The 22,476-nt window shown below is 66.3% G+C and carries 18 protein-coding genes, 1 rRNA gene and 1 other RNA gene; 2 read left to right on the forward strand and 18 right to left on the reverse strand.

Going from position 1 to position 22,476, the window contains the following annotated elements; translation table 11 throughout:
* Positions 1-123: 123 nt before the first annotated feature.
* From ftsA to rnpB, 14 genes are all read right to left on the reverse strand, one after another.
* Positions 124-1,350 (reverse strand): cell division protein FtsA, encoded by a 1,227-nt coding sequence (gene ftsA / locus BMW75_RS18150; protein WP_006217473.1) that lies wholly within the window; start codon positions 1,348-1,350, stop codon positions 124-126.
* Between the two features lie 4 nt (positions 1,351-1,354).
* Complete coding sequence (locus BMW75_RS18155) at positions 1,355-2,179, reverse strand: cell division protein FtsQ/DivIB (RefSeq protein WP_092581282.1); 825 nt, start codon at positions 2,177-2,179, stop codon at positions 1,355-1,357.
* A 12-nt stretch (positions 2,180-2,191) separates the two neighbouring features.
* Positions 2,192-3,142 (reverse strand): D-alanine--D-alanine ligase, encoded by a 951-nt coding sequence (locus BMW75_RS18160; RefSeq protein ID WP_092581283.1) that lies wholly within the window; start codon positions 3,140-3,142, stop codon positions 2,192-2,194.
* On the reverse strand, positions 3,139-4,545 hold the full coding sequence (gene murC, locus BMW75_RS18165) for a UDP-N-acetylmuramate--L-alanine ligase (RefSeq protein WP_076518855.1): 1,407 nt from the start codon (positions 4,543-4,545) through the stop codon (positions 3,139-3,141). Before murC ends, BMW75_RS18160 begins: the two co-directional genes overlap by 4 nt.
* Complete coding sequence (gene murG / locus BMW75_RS18170; protein ID WP_076518854.1) at positions 4,542-5,618, reverse strand: undecaprenyldiphospho-muramoylpentapeptide beta-N-acetylglucosaminyltransferase; 1,077 nt, start codon at positions 5,616-5,618, stop codon at positions 4,542-4,544. The genes murC and murG overlap by 4 nt, the downstream gene beginning before the upstream one ends.
* Positions 5,615-6,808 (reverse strand): putative lipid II flippase FtsW, encoded by a 1,194-nt coding sequence (gene ftsW / locus BMW75_RS18175; RefSeq protein WP_076518853.1) that lies wholly within the window; start codon positions 6,806-6,808, stop codon positions 5,615-5,617. Before ftsW ends, murG begins: the two co-directional genes overlap by 4 nt.
* Before the next feature lie 55 nt (positions 6,809-6,863).
* Entirely contained in the window at positions 6,864-8,396 is a 1,533-nt protein-coding gene (murD, locus tag BMW75_RS18180; RefSeq protein ID WP_092581284.1) for a UDP-N-acetylmuramoyl-L-alanine--D-glutamate ligase, read from the reverse strand.
* On the reverse strand, positions 8,393-9,562 hold the full coding sequence (gene mraY / locus BMW75_RS18185; protein WP_076518851.1) for a phospho-N-acetylmuramoyl-pentapeptide-transferase: 1,170 nt from the start codon (positions 9,560-9,562) through the stop codon (positions 8,393-8,395). Before mraY ends, murD begins: the two co-directional genes overlap by 4 nt.
* Positions 9,552-12,407, reverse strand: coding sequence for a bifunctional UDP-N-acetylmuramoyl-L-alanyl-D-glutamate--2,6-diaminopimelate ligase MurE/UDP-N-acetylmuramoyl-tripeptide--D-alanyl-D-alanine ligase MurF (gene murF / locus BMW75_RS18190; protein WP_092581285.1), 2,856 nt, complete (start codon positions 12,405-12,407; stop codon positions 9,552-9,554). The genes mraY and murF overlap by 11 nt, the downstream gene beginning before the upstream one ends.
* A complete protein-coding gene (locus tag BMW75_RS18195; RefSeq protein WP_092581286.1) occupies positions 12,404-14,134 on the reverse strand; it encodes a peptidoglycan D,D-transpeptidase FtsI family protein in 1,731 nt (576 codons plus the stop codon). The genes murF and BMW75_RS18195 overlap by 4 nt, the downstream gene beginning before the upstream one ends.
* Complete coding sequence (gene ftsL / locus BMW75_RS18200; protein ID WP_076518848.1) at positions 14,131-14,421, reverse strand: cell division protein FtsL; 291 nt, start codon at positions 14,419-14,421, stop codon at positions 14,131-14,133. The genes BMW75_RS18195 and ftsL overlap by 4 nt, the downstream gene beginning before the upstream one ends.
* Positions 14,421-15,515: a 16S rRNA (cytosine(1402)-N(4))-methyltransferase RsmH gene (gene rsmH / locus BMW75_RS18205; RefSeq protein ID WP_092581287.1), complete on the reverse strand. Its 1,095-nt coding sequence runs from the start codon at positions 15,513-15,515 to the stop codon at positions 14,421-14,423. Before rsmH ends, ftsL begins: the two co-directional genes overlap by 1 nt.
* Before the next feature lie 7 nt (positions 15,516-15,522).
* A complete protein-coding gene (gene mraZ, locus BMW75_RS18210) occupies positions 15,523-15,951 on the reverse strand; it encodes a division/cell wall cluster transcriptional repressor MraZ (RefSeq protein ID WP_056322651.1) in 429 nt (142 codons plus the stop codon).
* Positions 15,952-16,304: 353 nt separating this feature from the next.
* An RNA gene (gene rnpB, locus BMW75_RS18215) (RNase P RNA component class A) lies at positions 16,305-16,710 on the reverse strand.
* 126 nt (positions 16,711-16,836) lie between these two features.
* Here rnpB and BMW75_RS18220 point away from each other — a divergent pair.
* Positions 16,837-18,663, forward strand: coding sequence for an ATP-binding cassette domain-containing protein (locus BMW75_RS18220; RefSeq protein WP_092581288.1), 1,827 nt, complete (start codon positions 16,837-16,839; stop codon positions 18,661-18,663).
* 118 nt (positions 18,664-18,781) lie between these two features.
* On the opposite strand, the gene pyrC is transcribed toward BMW75_RS18220, so the two are convergent.
* Positions 18,782-19,861 carry a dihydroorotase gene (gene pyrC / locus BMW75_RS18225; protein WP_092581299.1) on the reverse strand — a complete coding sequence of 360 codons (1,080 nt, stop codon included), beginning with the start codon at positions 19,859-19,861 and terminating at the stop codon, positions 18,782-18,784.
* Positions 19,857-21,050, reverse strand: coding sequence for a M20 aminoacylase family protein (locus BMW75_RS18230; RefSeq protein WP_076518845.1), 1,194 nt, complete (start codon positions 21,048-21,050; stop codon positions 19,857-19,859). Before BMW75_RS18230 ends, pyrC begins: the two co-directional genes overlap by 5 nt.
* A gap of 147 nt (positions 21,051-21,197) precedes the next feature.
* On the opposite strand from BMW75_RS18230, the gene BMW75_RS18235 reads away from it, so the two are divergent.
* Complete coding sequence (locus BMW75_RS18235) at positions 21,198-21,476, forward strand: SWIB/MDM2 domain-containing protein (protein ID WP_006217453.1); 279 nt, start codon at positions 21,198-21,200, stop codon at positions 21,474-21,476.
* A gap of 373 nt (positions 21,477-21,849) precedes the next feature.
* On the opposite strand, the gene BMW75_RS18240 is transcribed toward BMW75_RS18235, so the two are convergent.
* Positions 21,850-22,215: a DUF4870 family protein gene (locus tag BMW75_RS18240; RefSeq protein WP_076518844.1), complete on the reverse strand. Its 366-nt coding sequence runs from the start codon at positions 22,213-22,215 to the stop codon at positions 21,850-21,852.
* Between the two features lie 163 nt (positions 22,216-22,378).
* A 5S ribosomal RNA gene (gene rrf / locus BMW75_RS18245) occupies positions 22,379-22,476 on the reverse strand; the annotation flags it as partial.

Raw genomic sequence — 22,476 nt, forward strand, 5'->3', positions numbered from 1 at the left:
AATCGCCTCAAAGCCGACGCCGACTACATAGGCCCGCCACGGGTTTGAGACGCCTCCTCTTTCTGGCGCTCCCCGCAAGACTGCCGCGGTTCGCGCCAAGGAGCAGGCCCCAACCTGCACCCTTTAATTCATGAACCACTCCTTCATGCGCGCAAGCAGGCTCTTGAAATTGCCCGTCTGCGCGGCCACCTTGCGACCCCGCACACGCTGCATGCGCGCCTCCTGCAGCAGCCCCATCACCGTCGAGAAGCGCGGATTGCGCATCACGTCGGCAAGGCTGCCTTCGTACTCGGGCACCGCCACGCGAACCGGCTTGAGGAACACGTCCTCGGCCAGTTCGATCATGCCGGGCAATTGCGCCGAACCGCCCGTCAAGACCACGCCGGAAGCCAGCAGGTCTTCGTAGCCGGAATCGCGCACCACCTGCTGCACCAGCGTGAACAGTTCTTCCACGCGCGGCTCGATCACCGCGCCCAGCGCCTGGCGCTTGACCTGGCGCGGGCCGCGGTCGCCCAGGCCCGGCACTTCCACGGACTCGTCCGGGCTGGCCAGCACCTGCTTGGCGACGCCGTAGCGCAGCTTGATTTCTTCGGCATCGGGCGTGGGCGTGCGCAGCATCGCCGCGATGTCGTTGGTGATCTGGTCGCCGGCGATGGGCAGCACGGCGGTGTGGCGGATCGCGCCGCCGGTGAAGATGGCCACGTCGGTGGTGCCGCCGCCGATGTCCACCAGCACGACGCCCAGCTCCTTCTCGTCGGCCGTCAGCACGGCCAGGCTGGAGGCGAGCGGCTGCAGGATCAGGTCCTGCACTTCCAGGCCGCAGCGGCGCACGCACTTGACGATGTTCTGGGCGGCGCTGACCGCGCCCGTCACGATGTGCACGCGCACTTCGAGGCGCAGGCCGCTCATGCCGATGGGCTCGCGGATGTCTTCCTGGCCGTCGACGATGAACTCCTGGGTCAGCACGTGCAATACCTGCTGGTCGGTCGGGATGTTCACCGCCTTGGCGGTTTCGATGACGCGGGCGACGTCGGTGGCGGTGACTTCCTTGTCCTTGACGGCGACCATGCCGCTGGAATTGAAGCTGCGGATATGGCTGCCGGCGATGCCGGTGTAGACGTCGCGAATCTTGCAATCTGCCATCAGCTCGGCTTCTTCAAGCGCGCGCTGGATGGAATTCACAGTGGTCTCGATATTGACGACCACGCCCTTGCGCATGCCGCGCGATTCGTGCTGGCCCAGGCCTAGCACCTCGAAGCGGCCTTCAGGCAGGATTTCAGCCACCACAGCCACCACCTTGCTGGTGCCGATATCGAGGGCGACGATAAGGTCCTTGATGTCACGGGTCATGGCGTTAGCGTTTCTTGGGAGGTTTCGGTGTGGATTTGGATTTGGTTTCCGACGCGGGCAACGGGGCCAGCGCCAGGGCGAAACCATTGGGATAGCGCAAGTCGGCCTGCGTGATGGTGCGCCCTTCCAGGCGCCCCGCCACGGCGGGCCACGCCTGCACAAAGCGTTGAATGCGAGCCGCGAACGGCAAGGCGCCGGGCAGGCCGTGCGGATCCGGCGCGTCCGCGCCCGGATCGCGCCCCAGGTCCAGCAGCATGCCGTTCGACAGCACGACGCGCCAGGCGTAGCGCGGGCTCAGTTCCAACCGCTCCACATGCATGTCCAGCGGCGCGAACCAGCGCGCCAGCTCGGCGTAGCGCTGCACGACGAGCGCCTCCGTGCCCTCGGGCCCGGAGAACTGCGGCAGCACCGTATCGTCGTCCACCTCGCCCGTGTTGGCCGTGAACGCCTCGCCCCAGGTGTTGATCATCTGGTTCTCGTTCCACAGCGCCAGGGGCTGCTGTTCCTCGATGCGCACGCGCAGCACATTGGGCCAGATCCGCCGCACGGTGGCATGCCGGACCCAGGGCACCGATTCGAAGATCTCGCGCGCCTCGTCCAGGTCCACCGTGAAGAAGTTGCCCTTGACGCGGCCCGCGATCGCCGAGCGCACGGCGCCCGTCGACACGTAGTGCAGCTCGGTGTCCGGCATCGATTCCAGCTCGATCGCCGCCAAGGTGAAGTACGGACGCTGCGCCACCCACACCACGCCCGCGACGAGCATGGCGCAGACCGCCAGCACGGCAAGCGTGTTGGCGATCAGGTTGGTAGTGCGAGCGTCGTTCCACACGGATTATCCAGGTCAAGCGTTGCGGGCGGGGCTGTGCACCTTGCACGAAGCCTCGGACAGGATGGCCACGCACAAATCGGCATAGCTGATCCCGACGGCCTTGGCCGCCATGGGGACCAGGGAATGGCCGGTCATGCCGGGCGACGTATTCATTTCGAGCAGCCAGGGCCGGTTGTCGCGGTCGAGGATGAAGTCCGCGCGCCCCCAGCCTTCGCAGCCCAGCGCCTGATAGGCCTTTACGGCAATCCGCGCGACGTCTTCAGCCACGTCCGCCGGCAGCGCGGCCGGGCAGAAGTACTGCGTGTCGTCGGAGAAATACTTGTGTTCGTAGTCGTAGTTGCCGCCCGGCGCCGCGATCTCGATCACCGGCAGCGCGCGCGCGGCCTTACCGGAACCCAGGACGGCCACGGTCAGCTCGCGACCGGTGATGAACTGCTCGGCCAGGACTTCGCTGTCAAAGCGCGCCGCCGCGGCATAGGCTTCCTTCATGTCGGAATAGCCCACGACCTTGGTGATGCCGACGGTCGAGCCCTCGTGCGGCGGCTTGATGATCAGCGGCAGTTGCAGGCGGTCGGGGACCAGACGCAGCTCCGTATCAGCGTCGAGCACTTCGAAGTCGGGCGTGGGCAGGCCATGCTGCAGCCAGATGCGCTTGGTCATGGTCTTGTCCATGGCCAGGGCCGATGCCATCGGGCCGCTTCCGGTATAGGGAATGCCCAGCAATTCCAGGGCGCCCTGGATCGTGCCGTCTTCGCCGTAGCGGCCGTGCAGCGCGATGAACACGCGTTCAAAGCCCTGCTGCGCCAGCTCGGCGAGGCTGCGTTCCCCGGTGTCGAACAGATGCGCGTCCACGCCGGCGCTGATCAGGGCCTCCTGAACGCCCTTGCCCGACATGAGCGACACTTCGCGCTCGGCGGACCGGCCGCCGTACAACACCCCAACTTTGCCGAATTGCTTGCTCATGCCAGTTCTCCCACCTGGGCGGGGACCTTGCTGATCGAACCCGCTCCCATCACGATGACGACGTCGCCATCGCGCACGAAATCCACGATTGCCTGCGGCAGCTCCGCCACGTCTTCCACGAATACCGGCTCGACCTTGCCCGCCACGCGCAGCGCGCGGGACAGGGCGCGTCCGTCGGCCGCCACCAGCGGCGGTTCGCCCGCGGCGTAGACCTCGGTCAGCAGCACCGCGTCGGCAGAGCCCAGCACGCGCACGAAATCCTCGAAGCAATCACGCGTGCGCGTGTAGCGGTGCGGCTGGAAGGCCAGCACGATGCGGCGATCCGGCCAGGCGCCGCGCGCGGCGGACAGCGTGGCGGCCATTTCCACCGGGTGATGGCCGTAGTCGTCGATCACCGTGAAGGTGCCGCCGCCATGGCTGGCGGGCACGGCGAATTCGCCCGTCTGCGTGAAACGGCGGCCCACGCCCTTGAACGACCCCAGCGCCTCGCAGATGGCGTCATCCGACACGCCCAGCTCGGTCGCCACGGCGATCGCGGCCAGCGCGTTGCGCACGTTGTGCAGCCCGGGCAGGTTCAACTCCACCTTCAGGGGAGGCAGCAGCGTGTCGCGGTGGGTGCGCTGCACGTTGAAGCGCATGCGCGTGCCGTCGGCCTGCACCTCATAGGCGCGCACCTGGGCCTCTTCGTTCAGGCCGTAGGTCGTGATCGGACGCGACACGAACGGCATGATCTCGCGCACATTGGCGTCGTCCGAGCACAGCACGGCGCTGCCGTAGAAAGGCAGGCGCTGCGTGAATTCAATGAAGGCGCTCTTTAAGCGCGCCACGTCGTGCCCGTAGGTATCCATGTGATCGGCATCGATATTGGTCACGATGGCCATCACCGGCAGCAGGTTCAGGAAGGATGCGTCCGACTCGTCGGCCTCGACCACGATGTAGTCGCCCTGCCCCAGCCGCGCATTGGCGCCGGCCGAATTGAGCCGCCCGCCGATGACGAAGGTCGGATCCAGGTCGCCGGCCGCAAGCACGCTGGCCACCAGGCTGGTCGTCGTGGTCTTGCCGTGCGTGCCGGCGACGGCGATGCCGCGCTTCAGGCGCATCAACTCGGCCAGCATGATGGCGCGCGGCACCACCGGGATGCGCGCCGCGCGCGCGGCGATCACTTCGGGATTGTCGCCCGCGACGGCGGTCGAGGTGACGATGGCGCTGGCGCCAGTGACGTTGCTGGCCGCGTGGCCGATGGCGATCTTCACGCCCAGGCCCGCCAGGCGGCGCGTCACGGCCGACTCGTTCAGGTCGGAGCCGCTGATGTCGTAGCCCAGGTTGAGCAGCACTTCGGCAATGCCGCTCATGCCCGAGCCGCCGATGCCTACGAAATGGATATGTTGAATTCTGTGTTTCATGATGAACGCCCCGCTGCTTGTTCACAGACGTCGGCGATATGGGCAGCCGCATCGGGACGCGCATGCTCGCGAGCCCGGACGGCGACACCCTGCAGTTCTTGTCGGGAGCGCTGGCCCAGCCAGTCCGCCAGCCACTCGGGCGTCATGGCGGTCTGCGGCTGCAGCCAGGCGGCCTGCGCGTCGCTCAGGAAGCGCGCGTTGGCGGTTTGATGGTCATCGATGGCGTGGGGGAATGGCACGAACAGCGCCGCAACCCCGGCGGCCGCCACTTCGGACACCGTCATGGCGCCGGCGCGGCAGATCAGCAGGTCGGCGTCGGCCATGGCGCCCGCCATGTCGTCGATGAAGGCGCGGCAGTCGGCCTGAACGCCAGCCTGGGCGTAGGCCTGCTGCAGCGCGGGCAGATGTTGTTCGCCAGCCTGATGCACGACCGTCGGCCGGCTTTCGAGCGGCATGCGGGCAAGCGCCTGCGGCACGGTGGTATTCAAGGCCTGCGCCCCCAGGCTGCCTCCCACCACCAGCACGCGCAGCGGGCCGGTGCGGCCGGCATAGCGCTCGGCCGGGTTTGGCAAGGCGCACAGATCGGCGCGCACCGGGTTGCCCATGGCCTCGCCCTTGGGCAGCACGCCGGGGAACCCGCTCAGCACGCGGCGCGACATCTTGGCCAGGCACTTGTTGGCGGTGCCGGCGACGGCGTTCTGTTCGTGCACGACCAGCGGCGTGCCGCGCAGCGCGGCGATCACGCCGCCCGGGAACGCCACATAGCCGCCCATGCCCAGCACCACGTCGGGGCGCACGTCGGACAGGCGCGACCAGGCTTGCGCGAATGCGCGCAGCAGCAGAAAGGGCAGTTTCAGCAGGGCCGACGCCCCCTTGCCGCGCACGCCCTGAAAGCGCAGCGGCACCAGCTCGATGCCGCGCGGCGGGACCAGCCGGCCTTCCATCTTTTCAGGGTTGCCCAGCCACAGCACGCGCCAGCCGCGCGCGCGCAGCACATCGGCCACGGCCAGCCCGGGCATGATGTGGCCGCCGGTGCCGCCGGCCATGATCAGGATGGTGCGCGAGGCGGTCATACGCGTCCTCCGCGCATCATGATGCGGTTTTCCACGTCGACCCGGATCAGCATCGCCAGCGCGCACAGGTTCATCACCACGCCCGAACCGCCGTAGCTCATCAGCGGCAGCGTCAGGCCCTTGGTAGGCAGCAGGCCGAGGCACACGCCCATGTTGATGAAGGACTGCACGCCGAACCACATCGCCACACCGTGCGCGACCAGGCCGGCAAACGTGCGCTCCATGGCGATGGCCTGGCGTCCGATGTCGAAACCGCGGTAGACGATGATGGCAAACAGCGTGATCACCAGCATCACGCCGGCGAATCCCAGTTCCTCGCCCACCACCGCCATCAGGAAGTCGGTGTGCGCTTCGGGCAGGTAATGCAGTTTTTCGACGCTGGCGCCCAGGCCCACGCCGAACCATTCGCCGCGACCCAGCGCGATCAACGAATGCGAAAGCTGATAGGCGCTGCCGTAGGCGTTGTCTTCGTTCCAGGGATCCAGGTACGCGAACAGGCGCGCGCGGCGCCAGGGCGACAGCCAGATCAGCATCAGGAAGGTGCCGACCAGCACGCCGAGCAGGCTGCTGAAGTACTTGCCGTTGATGCCGCCCAGGAACAGGATGCCGATCGCGATGGCCACGATCACCATGAACGCGCCCAGATCGGGTTCAAGCAGCAGCAGCATGCCCACGCCCGCCAGCGCAACGGCCATGGGCAGGAAGCCGCGGGCGAACGCCTGCATGTGTTCCTGCTTGCGCACGGTGTAGTCGGCCGCGTACAGCAGCGCGGCAAGCTTCATCAGTTCGGACGGCTGGAAATTCAGCGGACCCAGCGGAATCCAGCGATGCGCGCCGTTGACTTCGCGCCCGATCCCGGGAATCAGGACGGCGACCAGCAAGGTGATCGCCACCACGAAGAGCGGCACGGCAAGACGCTGCCAGACCCGGATGGGAATCGACAGCACGACGGCGGCCCCGACCAGGCCCGCGCTCACGAAGAGACCGTGGCGGATCACGAAGTAATAGCGGCCATAGGACGCATAGCGCGGGCCGTCGGCCAGCGCGATCGACGCCGAATACACCATCAGCAGGCCGAGCAGCAGCAACGTCGACGCCGCAATGACGAGCGGCAGGTCGAAGTTGCGCATGCGGGTACGGCCGGGCCGTACGGCATTGACGCTGGCGGTGAGGTCGGCGATCAGGCTCATTGGGAGGCCTCGGCGCGACGCACGACGGAATTCACCTGGGGAGCGGCGCTGCGGTTCATGCCACCTCCCCACGATCGCGGGCCAGGTCTTCGACCTCTTCCACGAATACCTGCCCGCGATGCGGGTAGTTGCGGAACATGTCCAGGCTGGCGCAAGCCGGCGACAGCAGCACCGCATCGCCCGGCTGCGCCAGGTCGGCCGCGGCGCGCACGGCGTCGCGCAGCGTTTCGACCGTCACGCACTGGACCCCGGTGGCGTGGAGCACGCGGCCGATCTCGGGGCCGTCGACGCCGATCAGCATCACGGCGCGCGCATGGCGCGAGACCACGGGGATCAGCGGCGAGAAGTCCTGCCCCTTGCCCTGGCCGCCCGCGATCAGCACGACGGGTTGCCCCAGGCCCTCCAGCGCGGCCACGGTGGCGCCCACGTTGGTGCCCTTGCTGTCATTGATGTAGTCGACGCCGCCGATCGTGCGCACAAACGCCGCGCGATGCGGTTCACCCGCGTACTCGCGCAACGCGCGCAGCATGGCGCCCCAGCCCAGATCCAGGCAGCGGGCCAGTTGCAGCGCCGCCAGCGCATTCAAGGCGTTGTGGATGCCGCGGATGCGCAAGGCGTCCACGGGCATCAGGCGGCTCATCCGGCCCTTGGCGCGCACCGGCTCGGGCGCATCCTTCTTGCGCCGCGTGGGCGGCGCGGGCTCGTCGAAATCGTTGGGTTCGCAAGACGCCAGCCAGGCAACGCCCTGTCCCAGATCCAGGCCCATGTCGCCCACCAGCTCCGGCACGTCGCGACCGAAGCTGCGCACGGTCATGGCATTGAGCGACGGCACCATATCGACGGTGAGCGGGTCGTCGCGATTCACGATCGCGACGCGCGCCATCTTCAAGAGGCGCGCCTTGGCCTGCGCGTAGGCTTGCATGCCGCCGTGCCAGTCCAGATGGTCCTGGGTCACGTTCAACACGACGGCCGCATCGGCCATCAGCGTACGCGTGGTTTCCAACTGGAAGCTGGACAGCTCCAGCACCCACACCTGCGGCAGCGATTCCGTGTCCAGCGCGTCCATCAGCGCGGACAGCGCCGCGGGGCTGATGTTGCCGGCCGCAAGCACCGTCAGGCCGCTGGCTTCGACGAGCTGGCGAGTCAGCGCGGTGACCGTGGTCTTGCCGTTGGTGCCCGTCACGGCGAGCAGGCGCGGGCGGTATTCGCGCGTCGCGGCCAGATCCGCCAACGCACGCGCGAACAGTTCGATCTCGCCGACGACTTCGATGCCGCGGGCCTCGGCCTCGCGCAGCACGTCGGCGGCGGGCGCCTGCGTGGGCGCCAATCCGGGACTGAGCACGACCTGCGTCACACCGTCCAGCAGGTCAGTCGCGAAGGAGTCCTCGCAACCCAGGCGGTATTCCACGTCGCTTTGCGCCAGCGCGTCGCGCAGCGCGGCAAGACCTCCCGGTTCGGCGCGCGTGTCGGCCACGCGCAAGCGGGCGCCTTGGCGGGCGCACCAGCGTGCGGCGGCGACACCCGTCTCACCCAATCCGAGGATCAGGACGAGCGGCGCGTCAGCGCGGGAGGTTTCCATCATCGTCATCGCAACTTCAAGGTAGAGAGGCCAATCAGCACCAGCATCATGCTGATGATCCAGAAACGCACGACGACCTGGGTTTCCTTCCAGCCACCGACTTCAAAGTGATGATGCAACGGCGCCATGCGGAAAATGCGTCGACCTGTTCCATAACGTCGCTTCGTGTACTTGAACCAGGTCACCTGGATCATCACCGAAAGGGTTTCGACGACGAACACGCCGCCCATGATGAACAGCACGATCTCCTGGCGCACGATGACCGCGATCGTGCCCAACGCGCCGCCCAACGCCAGCGCGCCGACGTCGCCCATGAATACCTGCGCCGGATACGCGTTGAACCATAAAAATGCGAGCCCCGCGCCGCCGATGGCCGCGCACAGCACCATCAATTCCGATGCGCCGGGAATGTACGGAAACAGCAGATACTTCGAATAGTCCACACGCCCGACCACGTAGGCGAAAATGCCCAGCGCGCTGCCGACCATCACGGTAGGCATGATGGCCAGGCCGTCCAGGCCGTCGGTGAGGTTCACCGCGTTGCTGGTGCCCACGATCACGGCCCACGTCAGCGCCACGAAACCGAGCACGCCGAGCGGATAGCTCACTGTCTTGAAGAACGGCACGATCAGGTCGGCGCGCGTCGGCAACGCCATCGTGAAGCCGCTGCCCACCCATGCCTTGAACAGGGGCCACAGTTCGGTATTGGCGGGCGCGGATACCGCAAACGCCAGGTACACGGCCGCCACGATGCCGATCGTGGCTTGCCAGAAGAACTTCTGCCGCGCGGGCATGCCTTCGGGATCGCGATAGACGACCTTGCGGTAGTCGTCCCGCCAGCCGATCCAGCCGAAGCCGAAGGTGACAAGCAGCACGACCCACACGAAGCGGTTCGTCCAGTCCGCCCACAGCAGGGTGCTGATGCCGATGGAAATCAGGATCAGCACGCCGCCCATGGTCGGTGTGCCGGTCTTGACCAGGTGCGTTTCGGGGCCGTAGCTGCGCACGGCCTGGCCGATCTTCATTTCCGTCAGTTTGCGGATGACGCGCGGCCCGGCCAGCAGGCCGATCACCAGCGCCGTCGCGCATGCCAGGACGGCGCGCAAGGTGATGTATTCGAACACGCCCAAGGCGCGCACATCGTCGGAAAGCAGCCGGGCGATCTCAAGCAGCATGCTGCTCTCCCTGCCCCGAGGCCGTCGTACCGTCATTCGAAGAAAAAGCCGTCACTACCCGCTCCATGCGCATAAAGCGCGATCCTTTTACCAATACGCAGGACGGGCGCAGGCCGCGCAAGGCGGCAACGACTTCGTCTACCGATGCGCAGGCGTGCGCGCCAGGGCCGAATGCGGCGGCGGCCGCCCGGCTGGCTTCGCCTAGCGTGATGAATGCGTCGAGCCCATGCTCGCGCGCGTAATGGCCCACCTCGGCATGCATGGCGGGGCCGTTGTCCCCGATTTCGCCCATGTCGCCCAGCACCAGGACGCGCTTGCCGGCCATGCGCGCAAGCACGTCGATGGCCGCGCGAACCGAGTCGGGGTTGGCATTGTAGGTGTCATCGATGAGCAACGTTCCGTCACCCATTCGCTTGTGCTGCATGCGGCCCGCCACCGGGCTGAATCCGGCCAGCGCGCGCACCGCGGTTTCCAGCGGCGCCCCCGCGGCGATCGCACTGGCGATGGCGGCCAGCGCGTTGCGCAGGTTGTGCAGTCCGGGCACCGGCAGCATCAGGTCCGCGACGCCGACGGGCGTCACGACGCGGCAGCGCGTCGCATCCACTTCCGCAATGATCTGTTCCGCATAGACGTCCAGGCCCGGCTGCAGCCCGAAACGCAGCACGCGTCGCGGCGCGGCCAGCGCGTCCCAGATGTCCGAGTAGGGTTCGTCGCCCGGATACACCGCGACGCCGTCTGCCGGCAGCGCGGCAATCGCCGCGCCGTTCTCGCGCGCGACCGCTTCGACGGTGTGCATGAATTCCTGGTGCTCGCGCTGCGCGTTGGTGACCAGCGCCACGGTGGGCGCCGCGATGGCGGCCAGTTGCGCGATCTCGCCAGGATGGTTCATGCCCAGCTCGAACACGGCGGCGCGGTGCTCGGCGCGCAGGCGCAGCAAGGTCAGCGGCACGCCAATGTCGTTGTTCAGGTTGCCGGCGGTGGCCAGGCGTCCCGCCTCGCCCTGCCATTGGGCGAGCATGGCGGAAATCATTTCCTTGGTGGTCGTCTTGCCGTTGCTGCCGGTCACCGCCACCACGGGCAGCGAAAAGCGCGCGCGCCAGGCGGCGCCGATGCGCGTCAGCGCAACCCGCGTGTCGCCCAGGACGAGCTGCGGCATTCCGGCATCGGGCACGCGATGCGCGACGACGGCGGCGCAGGCGCCGCGCGAAGCGGCCTGGTCCAGGTATTCGTGCGCGTCGAAGTTCTCGCCCACCAGGGCGACGAACAGCTCTCCCTCGCCGATGCGGCGCGTGTCGGTGGACACGCCCGGCACCTGCGGCAGCAGCAGCGCCAGGCGCGCCCATTCGCGATCGTCGAAAGGCAGCTTTTCGCCGCCGATATCCTGATAGGTCTCGTGGCCCTTGCCGGCCAGCAGCACCACGTCTTCCGGCGAAGCGGCCCAGATCGTCTGCATGATGGCGCGGGCGCGGTCGACTTCGACGTCCGCGCGCGCCGCTTCGGGAATGCCCGTCAGAATCTGCTGGACGATGGCCTCGGCCGACTCGGTGCGCGGATTGTCGCTGGACACCACCACGTGGTCGGCCAGCTCCGCAGCAATGGCGCCCATGACCGGGCGCTTGCCCGGATCGCGCTCGCCGCCGCAGCCGAACAGGCACACCAGGCGGCCGGAGCGCGCCGTGGCGACCGCCCGCAGCGCCAGCAACGCGCGGGACAGCGCATCCGGCGTGTGGGCGTAATCCACCACCACCAGCGGGCCGCGGACCGTATGCGACGGCGAATTCACCGCCGGCTCCACGGTCTGCAGGCGGCCGTCGACGGGGTCGGTCGCGGCAAGCTCGCGGGCAATCTGCGCAAACGGCAGGCCCAGCTTGTACAGCACGCCCGCCACCAGCAGCAGGTTCGATACATTGTGCGCGCCCAGCAGGCGCGTCACGATCTGGGCTTCGCCGTGCGGCGATACCAGCGTAAAGATCTGGCCCTGCGACGTCGCCTGCAGATCGCGCGCGCGCATCGCGGCGGGAATGGCGGGATCTTCGCTCAGGCTGTAGCCCATCGGCGATACGCCGTCCGGCAGGCTTGCCAGCATCCGCCGTCCCGCCTCGTCGTCGGCATTGATCACCGCGGCCGTCAGGCCGGGCCAGCGGAAGAGACGCGCCTTGGCTTCTTCGTAGCGCTCCATCGTGACGTGGTAGTCCAGATGGTCGCGCGTGAGGTTCGTAAAGGCGGCCAGCGCCACGCGCACGCCGTCCATGCGGCCCTGCTCGATGCCGATGGACGACGCTTCCATCGCCACGGCCTTCGCCCCGGCGTCGCGCATCGCGGCCAGCGTACGGTGCACGGTCAGGACATCGGGGGTCGTCAGGTCGCCGCCCAGCGTCTGCCCGTCGGGCAGCACGGCGCCCAGCGTGCCGATGGTGCCGCAAGCCTTGTCGTTGCGGCTCAGCGCGTGGGCAATCCACTGTACCGAGGACGTCTTGCCGTTGGTGCCGGTCACGGCCACTACCGCCAGCGCGGTCGACGGGCGGCCGTACCAGGTATCGCCCAGTTCGCCCAGCAGCGACCGCAATCCGGTCACGGGCAGCAAGGCCGCATCGCCCGCCCCCGCCGCCATCGCATCAGTGGCGGGCGCTTCGAACAGCACCGCGCTGGCGCCCAGCGCCAACGCCTTTTCTATATAGAGACGGCCGTCGCTCGACAGGCCCGGGCAGGCGACGAATACGTCGCCGGGCTCGATGTCGCGCGAATCCAGCTTGAGATGCGCGGTCAGCGACACGCGCGAATGCAACCACGCCACGATTTCAGCAACCGTGGCGACAGGAGCAGAGAGGAAGCCTTTGGCGCTCATCTGCCTGGCTCCTTGATACCAGCAACAATCGTGGATTCGAACGGCGCGTCGGGCCGCACCCCCATCAGCCTCAGGCTCCCCCCCACGATATGGGAGAACACGGGTGCGGCGATCGCGCCGCCGTAGTAACCGCCGACCGTCGGCTCGTCGATGGACACGGCCACCACGATCTTGGGCTCCGACACCGGGGCGAAGCCCACGTACGAGCTCCGGTACCGCTGGGTGCTGTACTTGCCGTCCACGATCTTGCGCGCCGTGCCGCTCTTGCCGGCCACGCGGTAGCCCTGCACCTGCGCCGCCTTCGTGCCCTCGGGGCCTGCGGCGGCCTCCAACATGGCGCGCACCATCGCGGTGGTCTTGGGCGTGTAGATCTTGACGCTGGTCGGATCGCTGTCGCGCTTGACCAGCGTCAGCGACACCATGTCGCCATTACGGGCGAACACGGTGTAGGCGCGCGCCACCTGCAGCAGCGACACCGACAGGCCGTAGCCATAAGCCATGGTGGCCTTCTCGATCAGGCGCCAGCGCTCCCAGGGACGCAACCGGCCGGGCGCTGCGCCAGGAAATCCGATCTGCGGCGCCTGGCCAAGCCCGAGCTCGGTGAAGCGATCCCACATTTCGCGGGATTCCAGCTTCTCGGAGATCATGGTCATGCCGATATTGCTGGACTTGCGCAGCACGCCCGCCACGTCCAGCGTGCCGTTGCGGCTCACGTCGCTGATCGTGCTGCCCTGATAGTTGAAGCGGCCATTGCCCGTCTCGAACAGCGTCGACGTGGTGATGCGGCCAAGATCCAGCGCCAACGCCGCGGTGAACGGCTTCATGATGGAGCCGGGTTCGAACGTGTCCGTGATGGCCTGGTTGCGCAGGTTGGCGCCATGGAAGGTATCGCGGTTGTTCGGGTCGAAGGTCGGCACGTTGGCCAGCGCGAGGATCTCGCCCGTGTGCACGTCCACGACCACGGCAGTTGCGCCCTTGGCCTGGTGCTTATCAACGGCGTCCTTCAATTCCTTGAAAACCAGGTACTGCAGGCGGGTATCGATGGACAGGCGCAGGTCGCGGCCGTCCACCGGCAAGGTCACGGCCTGCACGTCCTCGATGACGCGGCCCAGCCGGTCCTTGATGACGCGGCGGCTGCCGGGACGACCCGACAACTGCTGGTTGAACGTCAGTTCGACGCCTTCCTGGCCCTGGTCCTCGACGCTGTTGAAGCCCACCACGTGCGCCATCACGTCGCCGTCCGGATAGTAGCGGCGCGTCTCGGGCTGCTGGTGCACGCCAGGCAAGCCGAGCTGCTTGATCTTGTCGGCCACGTCCATCGAGACCTGGCGCTTCAGGTAGACGAAGTTCTTGTCCTCATCCACCAGGCGACGGCGCAGGTCGGCGGCCGGCGTGTCCAGCAGCTTGGCCAGCGCATCGATCTGCGAGGGCGTCGCCTGCTTCACGTCTTCGGGAATCGCCCAGATGGCGCGCGCCGGCACGCTCGAGGCCAGCACCGCGCCATTGCGGTCCAGGATCTTGCCGCGGGTGGCGGCCAGCGTCAGCGTGCGCTCATAGCGGCGTTCGCCCTGCTGCTGCAGGAACTCCGTCGACAGCCCCTGCAGGAACAGCGCGCGGCCGGCCAGCACGACGAATCCGCCGAACAGCAGGATCAGCACCAGGCGGGCGCGCCACGTGGGCAACTGTCCGCGCAGCACGGGATTGTCGAAGAAGGGCACGCGCTTCATTGCGCCCCTCCGGCGGCCGGCACGGGCGCCTGGTTCAGGTAGAGCGTGCGATCCGGGACGATGGAGATCATCTTCAGTCCGTCACGCGCAATTGCATCGACCCGCGCATTGCGGGCCAGTTCGGCGCGCTCGAGCTGCAAGCGCCGCCAGTTGGTTTCCAGGTCGCGAGCGTGCGCCTGATCGCGGCCCAGCTCAACAAAGAGCTGACGCGACTGATACCGGCTGGTGACCAGGGAAATGGCCGACAGCATCAGCAAAGCCGCAACGATCAGGTTGACGCGACCCATTACCGGCGCCCCCCCTTGCCACCGCGCCGCGGCGGGACGAGGTCGCTGCCGGGCAGCGAACCGGTCTTCACGAAAGCCAGGCCGCCTTCGGCTGGCAGCGGGGTTTCGGTGCGCTCGGCCGCACGCAGGATGGCCGAGCGGGCACGGGCGTTTGCCGAGACTTCAGCGTCTTCGGCAACGACCTTGCCCAGGGAACGCAGGACAGGCTGGGGCATTTCGCTTTCGCGCAGCGGCAGGCGTGCATGCGCGGCGGCCGGACGAGCCGCCGCCGCGATGCATTGCTTGACCATGCGGTCTTCGAGCGAATGAAAGCTGATCACCGCCAACCTCCCTCCCGGGGCAAGCAGGTCTAAAGCTGCCGCGAGGGTGCGCGCGAGCTCTTCGAGTTCCCGATTGATGTAAATCCGTAAAGCTTGAAAGGTGCGTGTGGCCGGATGTTGCCCCTTTTCGCGCGTGCGGACGGCGCTGGCGACGCACTCGGCAAGCTCGAGCGTGGTGCGCAGCGGCCTTGTTGCGCGGCGAGCAGCAATCGCCTTTGCAACCTGAAAAGCAAACCGTTCTTCGCCATAATCCGCTATGACCTCCCGCATCTCATCCACACTGGCTTGCGCCAGCCAATCCGCCACCGTGGGACCACGAGTGGTGTCCATCCGCATATCGAGCGGGCCGTCTCGCATGAACGAGAAGCCGCGCTCGGCATCGTCAATCTGAGGCGACGAAACGCCCAGATCCAGCATCACGCCATCGACCTTGTCGATGCCGCGCTGCTGCAATTCTTCCGCCATGGTGGCAAAGCCCCCATGCACGACCGTGACCCGCGGATCCTGTGCCGCCAACGCATCGGCGACCGCAATGGCCTGCGGGTCCTTATCAAACACGATCAGCCGCGCCTGCTTTCCCAGGCGGCTGAGTAGCTCGCGACTGTGGCCGCCGCGACCGAAAGTGCCGTCCACAAAGACGCCGCTTTCGATACGCGTGGCCACATCCAGCCCATCCTGCGGCTGCGACCGCGCCGCGCCCTTGCCCCCGAAGCCGGGAAGCAAAAGCGCGTCCACCGTCGGCGCCAGAAGAACGGGCCGATGTTCGAATTCCATAACTCTTTCAGAACGAAAACTGGTTCAACACATCCGGCATACCCTTGGCCAGGTCTTCAGCCTCGCGGCTGGCCAGGGTAGCGGCGTCCCACAGCTCGAAGTGCGAGCCCAGACCGAGCAGCATCACATCGCGCGTCATACCGGAAGCGTTGCGCAGCTCAGGAGCGATCAGAACCCGGCCGGAGCCGTCCAGTTCCACGTCCTGCGCGTTGCCCAGCAACAGCCGCTGCAGCGCGCGGGCCGTCATGGGAAAAGCGGCGATCTGTTCGCGCTTCTTTTCCCACTCGGGCCGCGGGTACACCAGCAGGCAGCCGTCGGGGTGGCGGGTCAGGGTCAGCCGGCCTTCGGCCTGCGACATGAGCGCGTCACGATGCCGGGTCGGAATGGAGATCCGTCCCTTGGCATCCAGCGTGAGCGCGCTGCTTCCCTGAAACACCACATTTACCCCACTTAATTGCACAATTTCCTACTATTTCCCACTCTACGGTATGGCAATGGGGCGGTCAAGCGCGTGGTTGCAATTTTTTCAATCACAACAAGGACTTAGATCAACATGTAAATGCGCAAAAAGAAAAACCTCCCAATAAATCAGGAGGTTGCGACATACTCTAAAAGTCCTACTTCAGAAGTAGCGGCTAATGGGGGCCGCCTACCGCCTTACGCCGGCCCGATCCTTCGGGCTCGCGCGGCCTGCCAGCGGGTTGGCACCCCGGGAGCGGGATTGAATTGGCGCGATCGGCGCCAAAAGGCCGCGCGCTGTCCTCGAGACCCGCGCGCGAACGGAATTCAATGCAAGACGGGTCTATAGGCCGGATTCTGTACACCAGGTTGCCCTGGCGGACGATCATTCCTCTGCGCGGATCATTGCTGAGCCGCTGTAGCCATCTACCCGCATGCTAGGACGGAGCCGCCCTTCACGGCCGTGAGGCCGCACGCATGCCTATTTGATGTTGCTCCGGATAGAGGTTGCCGCGTTTCACCCTGCGATGCCGCCGCCCGTTACCGGACGGCGCAATACGGAGGTGGCCGTATCAGTGCGCGCAAAACGCGCCCGCGCCGCAGTCTCGTCTCTGTGGTCCTATTCCTCAGCCGCGCCCGAAGACGCAACCGGACGGCCGTTAGCCGTTACCCTGCCCTGTGGAGTCCGGACCTTCCTCGACGGGCTTGCGCCCGCCGCGATCGTCCGACCCGCCTTGCAGCCCGTATTCTATTACAGCCGGCCGCCCCGTCCCCCACGACCGCCTGCGCCCGCGCAACCGGCCCGCCGGTTCCTGCGACAATACGCGTTGATCCGCTCCGTTGCCGCAGACACTCTCACTACATGGCCCTCGAAACTCTCATCACCTTGACCGACGTCCAACTCGCGTATGGGCACCATCCGCTGCTGGACCACGCTGACTTCGCCATCCAGGCCGGCGAGCGCATCGGCCTGATCGGCCGTAACGGCGCGGGCAAGTCCTCGCTGCTCAGGCTGCTCGACGGCCGCACCCAACCCGACGACGGCACCATCGCACGCAGTTCCGGCCTGCGCGTCGCCACCGTCGAACAGGAACCCGAACTGAACGACGACGCCACGGTGTTTGACGTCGTATGCAACGAGGAAGGCGACCACGAAGACTGGCAGCGCCCCTCGCGCGCGCGCGCCGTGCTCGAAAAGCTGGGTCTGCCGGCGGACGTCCAGATCGCCGGCCTGTCCGGTGGAACGCGCAAGCGCGTCGCCCTCGCGCGCGCCCTGGTCGACGAGCCCGATCTGCTGCTGCTCGACGAGCCCACCAACCATCTGGACTTCGAAGGCATCGCCTGGCTGGAAGAGATGCTGCGCACCTGGAAAGGCGCCGCGGTCATCATCACCCACGACCGCCGCTTCCTCGATGCCGTGACCACCCGCATTGTCGAACTCGACCGCGGCCGCCTGCTGAGCTTTCCGGGCAATTTTTCGCAATGGCAGGAACGCAAGGCCCAGTGGCTGGAATCCGAGCGGCTGGAGCAGGCGCGGTTCGACAAGCTGCTGGCGCAAGAGGAAGTCTGGATCCGCAAAGGCGTCGAAGCGCGCCGCACGCGCAACGAAGGCCGCGTGCGCCGCCTGGAAAGCCTGCGGGTGCAGCGGGCCGAACGCCGTGAGCGCGTCGGCAACGTGTCGCTCGCGCTGGCCGAAGGCCAACGTTCCGGCAAGCTCGTGGCCGAACTCGAACACGTCGGCAAGCGTTTCGGCGACAAGATCGTGGTGGACGACTACTCCACAACCCTCTTTCGCGGCGATCGCATCGGCATCATCGGTCCCAACGGCGCCGGCAAGACCACCCTGCTCAAACTGATCCTCGGCGAGCTGCAGCCCGACACCGGCACGACGCGCCTGGGCACCAACGTCGCGGTCGCCTACTTCGACCAGATGCGCGCGCAGCTCGACGATAACGCCTCCCTCGTCGACATCATCAGCCCGGGGAGCGAATGGGTCGAGATCGGCGGCGTGCGCAAGCATGTGATGACCTACCTGGGCGACTTCCTGTTCTCGCCCGCCCGAGCAGGCTCGCCGGTACGCAGCCTGTCCGGCGGGGAACGCGCCCGACTTTTGCTGGCGCGGCTGTTCGCGCGCCCGGCCAACGTGCTGGTGCTCGACGAGCCCACCAACGACCTGGACATCGAGACGCTGGAGTTGCTGGAAGAACTGCTGCAAGAATACGCGGGCACCGTACTGCTGGTCAGCCACGACCGGGCCTTCCTCAACAACGTGGTGACGCAGACCATCGCCTATGAGGGCGACGGCCACTGGAGCGACTACGTCGGGGGATACGATGATTGGGTCGCCCAGCGCCCGGCGCCTGCCGCCGCGCCAGCCGACGCCGACAAGGCGGCCAAGCCTGCCGACGACAGCGCCGCGCGCGCGAAGGTAGCGCGCCCCAAACCCGCCAAAGCGGGCAAGATCAACGCCTGGGACCTGCGCGAACTCGAAGGCCTGCCGGACGCCATCGCCGCGCTCGAGGCCCAGCAGGCCGAACTGGCGGGCAAGCTCGCGGACGGCAGCCTGTATCGCGACGCCCCGGCGGAAGTCGAGCGCATCAACAGCGAACTGGCCAAGCTGGAAGCCGAACTCGAAGAGAAGTTCGCGCGCTGGGAGCTCCTGGAAGCGCGGCGCGACGGCACGCTCTGAGATCGCCTCTATATAAATAGAACAACGCGACGCGATGAAAAAAGGGGTGACCGGCACAGCCGCTCACCCCTGTCTTTTTTCGCCGGCCGATTGCCCGCGTTCCCGCTCCGGTCTGCGTTCAGACGTGGGCGCGCCACCCCAGGGCCTCGCCGGCGGCCAACGGCACCAGCGTCGTATTGCCGAACGCCAATTCGTCGGGCACCAGGTAAGTCTCGCGCGACAGCGTCAACGTGCCGTCGTTGCGCGGCAGACCGTAGAAGTCCGGGCCGTGGAAGCTGGCAAAGCCTTCCAATTTGTCCAGCTTGCCCACCGCGTCGAACGCCGTGGCGTACAGCTCCATCGCGTGCAGCGCGGTGTAGCACCCCGCGCAACCGCAGGCATGCTCCTTCAGCCCACGCGCGTGCGGCGCGCTGTCCGTGCCAAGGAAAAACCGCGGGCTGCCGCTGGTTGCCGCCTCGACCAGCGCTAGGCGGTGGGTCTCACGCTTCAGGATCGGCAGGCAATACCAGTGAGGACGCACACCGCCCTGGAAGATCGCGTTGCGGTTGTACAGCAGATGCTGCGGCGTGATCGTGGCCGCAATCGGACCCTCCGCGTCGCGCACGTACTCGGCCCCTTCCTTCGTCGTGATGTGCTCGAACACGACCTTCAATGCCGGAAAGGCGCGGCGCAACGGCTTCATGACGCGTTCAACAAAAATCGCTTCGCGATCGAACACGTCGATCGACGGGTCCGTCACTTCGCCATGCACGAGCAACGGCATGCCGCATTCCTGCAGCGCTTCCAGCGCCTTCGTGCACTTGCCCAGCAGATCGGTCACGCCCGCGTCCGAATTGGTCGTCGCGCCCGCCGGGTACAGCTTGACCGCATAGACCTGGCCCGATTCATGCGCGCGCACGATCTCTTCCGCCGACGTGTTGTCGGTGAGGTAAAGCGTCATCAACGGCGTGAACGAGTCCGGATTGACGTCCGTCTTCGCAAGCGCCTCCAGAATGCGGCCGCGATAGGCCAGCGCCTGCTCGGTGGTCGTGACCGGCGGCTTCAGGTTGGGCATGATGATGGCCCGCGCGAACTGGCGCGCCGTATCCGCCACCACGGCTTCCAGCGCAGCGCCATCGCGCAGGTGCAGGTGCCAATCGTCGGGGCGGGTGATCGTAAGTTGAGTCGTGCTTTGAGTAGACATGGAAGGCTTCTTAATCTGCCAGCGGCATGCCCCGTTCAGCCAGCGCGCAGAACAGTGCGCTGCCAAGGGGAATGACGGCATCGTTGAAATCGAAATTCGGGTTGTGCAACAGGCAGCCGGAATCGGCCCCGCCCTGGCCCAGGCGGAAATAGGCGCCCGGCTTGGCCTGCAGCATGAACGAAAAATCCTCGGAACCCATCGAGGGTACCAGGTCGCGCACCACGTTCTCCTTGCCGATCATCTCGGTCGCGATGTCGGCTACCAGGTTGGCGTGCTGGGGCGTATTCAAGGTTGCGGGATAGATGCGCTCATACACGACTTCGGCAGTGCCGCCGAAAGCGCCGGCAATCGCGCTTACCAATTCGCGCATGCGCGTCTCGACCATTTCCTGGACCGACTTGCGAAACGTCCGCACGGTGCCGACCATCCGCGCTTCACGCGGGATGACGCTCATCGCGCCCGGATGCCCGGCCTGCACCGAACCGATCGACAGCACGGCCGAATCCAGCGGATTCACATTGCGCGACACGATGGTCTGTAGCGCAGTGATGATCTGCCCGGCAATGGTCACGGGGTCGATCGTCTGGTAGGGATGCGCGCCATGCCCGCCTCGACCGGTGATCAGTATCTCGAAGCGGTCGGCCGCAGCCATCATCGGCCCCGGATTGATGCCAATCGTGCCGGGCTTCAATCCCGGCCAGCTATGCAGCGCATAGATCGCATCGCACGGAAAGGTATCGAACAGGCCATCTTCCAGCATGGCGCGCGCGCCACCACGGCCCTCTTCCGCCGGCTGGAAAATCAACACCGCGGTGCCATCAAAATTTCGCGTCTGCGCCAGATACTTCGCCGCCCCTATCAACACCGCAGTATGGCCATCATGGCCGCAGCCATGCATCAGACCGGGCTTGGTGGACTTGTGCCCGAACGTGTTGTCCTCGGTCATCGGCAATGCGTCCATATCGGCGCGCAGACCAATCATGCGCCCGCTATCGCAACGCTTGCCGCGAATGACGCCCACCACCCCGGTCTTACCGATCCCGCGATGCACCTCGATGCCCAGCGCCTGCAGCGAGCCCGCGACAATGCCCGAGGTGCGGACTTCTTCAAAGCCAAGCTCGGGATGGGCATGCAAATCGCGCCGCAGCGCCGTCAATTCGTCATGAAAAAGCCGAATCGATTCCAACGGAGATCGTGCGTACATAGGACGTTACAGAATGACGTGATAGAGGGGACGGTCTGCGCATTTTAGTTGCTACAGAGGATAAATGCCTTTGTCTTTAGGGGAGAGACACGTTATGCTCCGGCCGCAGGACAATTTTTCCAACAGCCAGAGAAGGAGCGCCGCATTATGGCCACAACCTCCAAACCCGCGACCGCGCGCAAGCCGAACGCTGCATTCATGAAGCCCCTGACCCCCAGCGCCGAATTGGCCGCCGTCATCGGCTCGGAAGCCGTGCCGCGAACCGAGGTCACCAAGAAGATCTGGGAATACATCAAGAAGCACAACCTGCAAGATGCCAGCAACAAGCGCAACATCAACGCCGATGCCAAGCTGCGCCCGATCTTTGGCAAGGATCAGGTCACGATGTTCGAACTGACCAAACTGGTCAACGCGCATCTGAAGTAAGCAGGCAAAGGGCGTACGGCGTACGTCCCTGCCTTTGGATTGTCGCGACGCCCTGGCTCACTGCCGGGCGAGCTCGGCGCAATCTCGCAAGTCCCCTCGTCCTGCCCCATCATCGCCACGTTCGTGGACTTTCCCTCCCTACCCGCCATAGCCTGATTCCCAAGGCATGACGCGCTTGCCCATGCGCCTGGCGGCACCAGCGCGGCCACTACGCTAGATCTTGGCGTGCAGGCCGACCAACGCGCTGAGATGCAAAAAGCGGATCCCCTGAAAAGAAGAATCCCCACGAAGCGTCAGACCGCTACGTGGGGATTGTGGTGAACCGCTCATCAACACTCGGGTTGACGCCGGCCTTCAGGCGAACTTGCGCGTATCAAGCGTATGACGTGGGCGCGCTGCCTTCCAGCAACGACAGCCAGCCGCGGATCAGTCGATAGAGCACCCAAACGATCGTCGCGGCCACGCCAATCCAGCCGACGAAAATGAGCGTCGCGATCCCGCTGATGGCCAGCCACAGCAGCGCCCACCAGAAAGTGCGCAAGAGCCAGTCGAAATGCCCGGCATAGACCGTGCCGGCGGCGTCCGAGCGCTTGAGATACATGAGCACAACGGCCGCAATCGTGGCAATGCCCAGGAATCCACTCGTGAGGAAGCCCAACGCATACAAGCCGTAGGCTACGTGGGTCAACGTGCGCAGGTCCAATGTCGTACCGGGCACGGGGGTCTGGGGATCACTCACGATAACGCTCCAACGAATTGACTCGACCAATCTTACCGCACAAAGCCACCCCGACCACGGGCGTTGTTATTTCGGCACATTCAGCATTGGCGCGGCTTTGCAGGCCGACAGGCCTGCCAAAGACAAAGCCCCACCGGGTACCGGTGGGGCTTTGAGGGTAAGAGCTTGACGATGACCTACTTTCACAGACGTCCGTCCACTATCATCGGCGCAAAGGCGTTTCACTGTCCTGTTCGGGATGGGAAGGAGTGGTACCACCTT

The organism is Achromobacter sp. NFACC18-2 (genome assembly GCF_900108985.1).
Taxonomy (GTDB): Bacteria; Pseudomonadota; Gammaproteobacteria; order Burkholderiales; family Burkholderiaceae_B; genus Achromobacter.

Excerpts from the sequence above, each read along its gene's own strand:
- ftsA (WP_006217473.1), bottom strand. The coding sequence starts at position 1,350 with ATGACCCGTGACATCAAGGACCTTATCGTCGCCCTCGATATCGGCACC.
- murG (WP_076518854.1), bottom strand. The coding sequence starts at position 5,618 with ATGACCGCCTCGCGCACCATCCTGATCATGGCCGGCGGCACCGGCGGC.
- murC (WP_076518855.1), bottom strand. The coding sequence starts at position 4,545 with ATGAAACACAGAATTCAACATATCCATTTCGTAGGCATCGGCGGCTCG.
- murF (WP_092581285.1), bottom strand. The coding sequence starts at position 12,407 with ATGAGCGCCAAAGGCTTCCTCTCTGCTCCTGTCGCCACGGTTGCTGAA.
- BMW75_RS18235 (WP_006217453.1), top strand. The coding sequence starts at position 21,198 with ATGGCCACAACCTCCAAACCCGCGACCGCGCGCAAGCCGAACGCTGCA.
- BMW75_RS18160 (WP_092581283.1), bottom strand. The coding sequence starts at position 3,142 with ATGAGCAAGCAATTCGGCAAAGTTGGGGTGTTGTACGGCGGCCGGTCC.
- BMW75_RS18195 (WP_092581286.1), bottom strand. The coding sequence starts at position 14,134 with ATGAAGCGCGTGCCCTTCTTCGACAATCCCGTGCTGCGCGGACAGTTG.
- ftsW (WP_076518853.1), bottom strand. The coding sequence starts at position 6,808 with ATGAGCCTGATCGCCGACCTCACCGCCAGCGTCAATGCCGTACGGCCC.
- mraY (WP_076518851.1), bottom strand. The coding sequence starts at position 9,562 with ATGCTGCTTGAGATCGCCCGGCTGCTTTCCGACGATGTGCGCGCCTTG.
- BMW75_RS18220 (WP_092581288.1), top strand. The coding sequence starts at position 16,837 with ATGGCCCTCGAAACTCTCATCACCTTGACCGACGTCCAACTCGCGTAT.
- rsmH (WP_092581287.1), bottom strand. The coding sequence starts at position 15,515 with ATGGAATTCGAACATCGGCCCGTTCTTCTGGCGCCGACGGTGGACGCG.
- murD (WP_092581284.1), bottom strand. The coding sequence starts at position 8,396 with ATGACGATGATGGAAACCTCCCGCGCTGACGCGCCGCTCGTCCTGATC.
- BMW75_RS18230 (WP_076518845.1), bottom strand. The coding sequence starts at position 21,050 with ATGTACGCACGATCTCCGTTGGAATCGATTCGGCTTTTTCATGACGAA.
- ftsL (WP_076518848.1), bottom strand. The coding sequence starts at position 14,421 with ATGGGTCGCGTCAACCTGATCGTTGCGGCTTTGCTGATGCTGTCGGCC.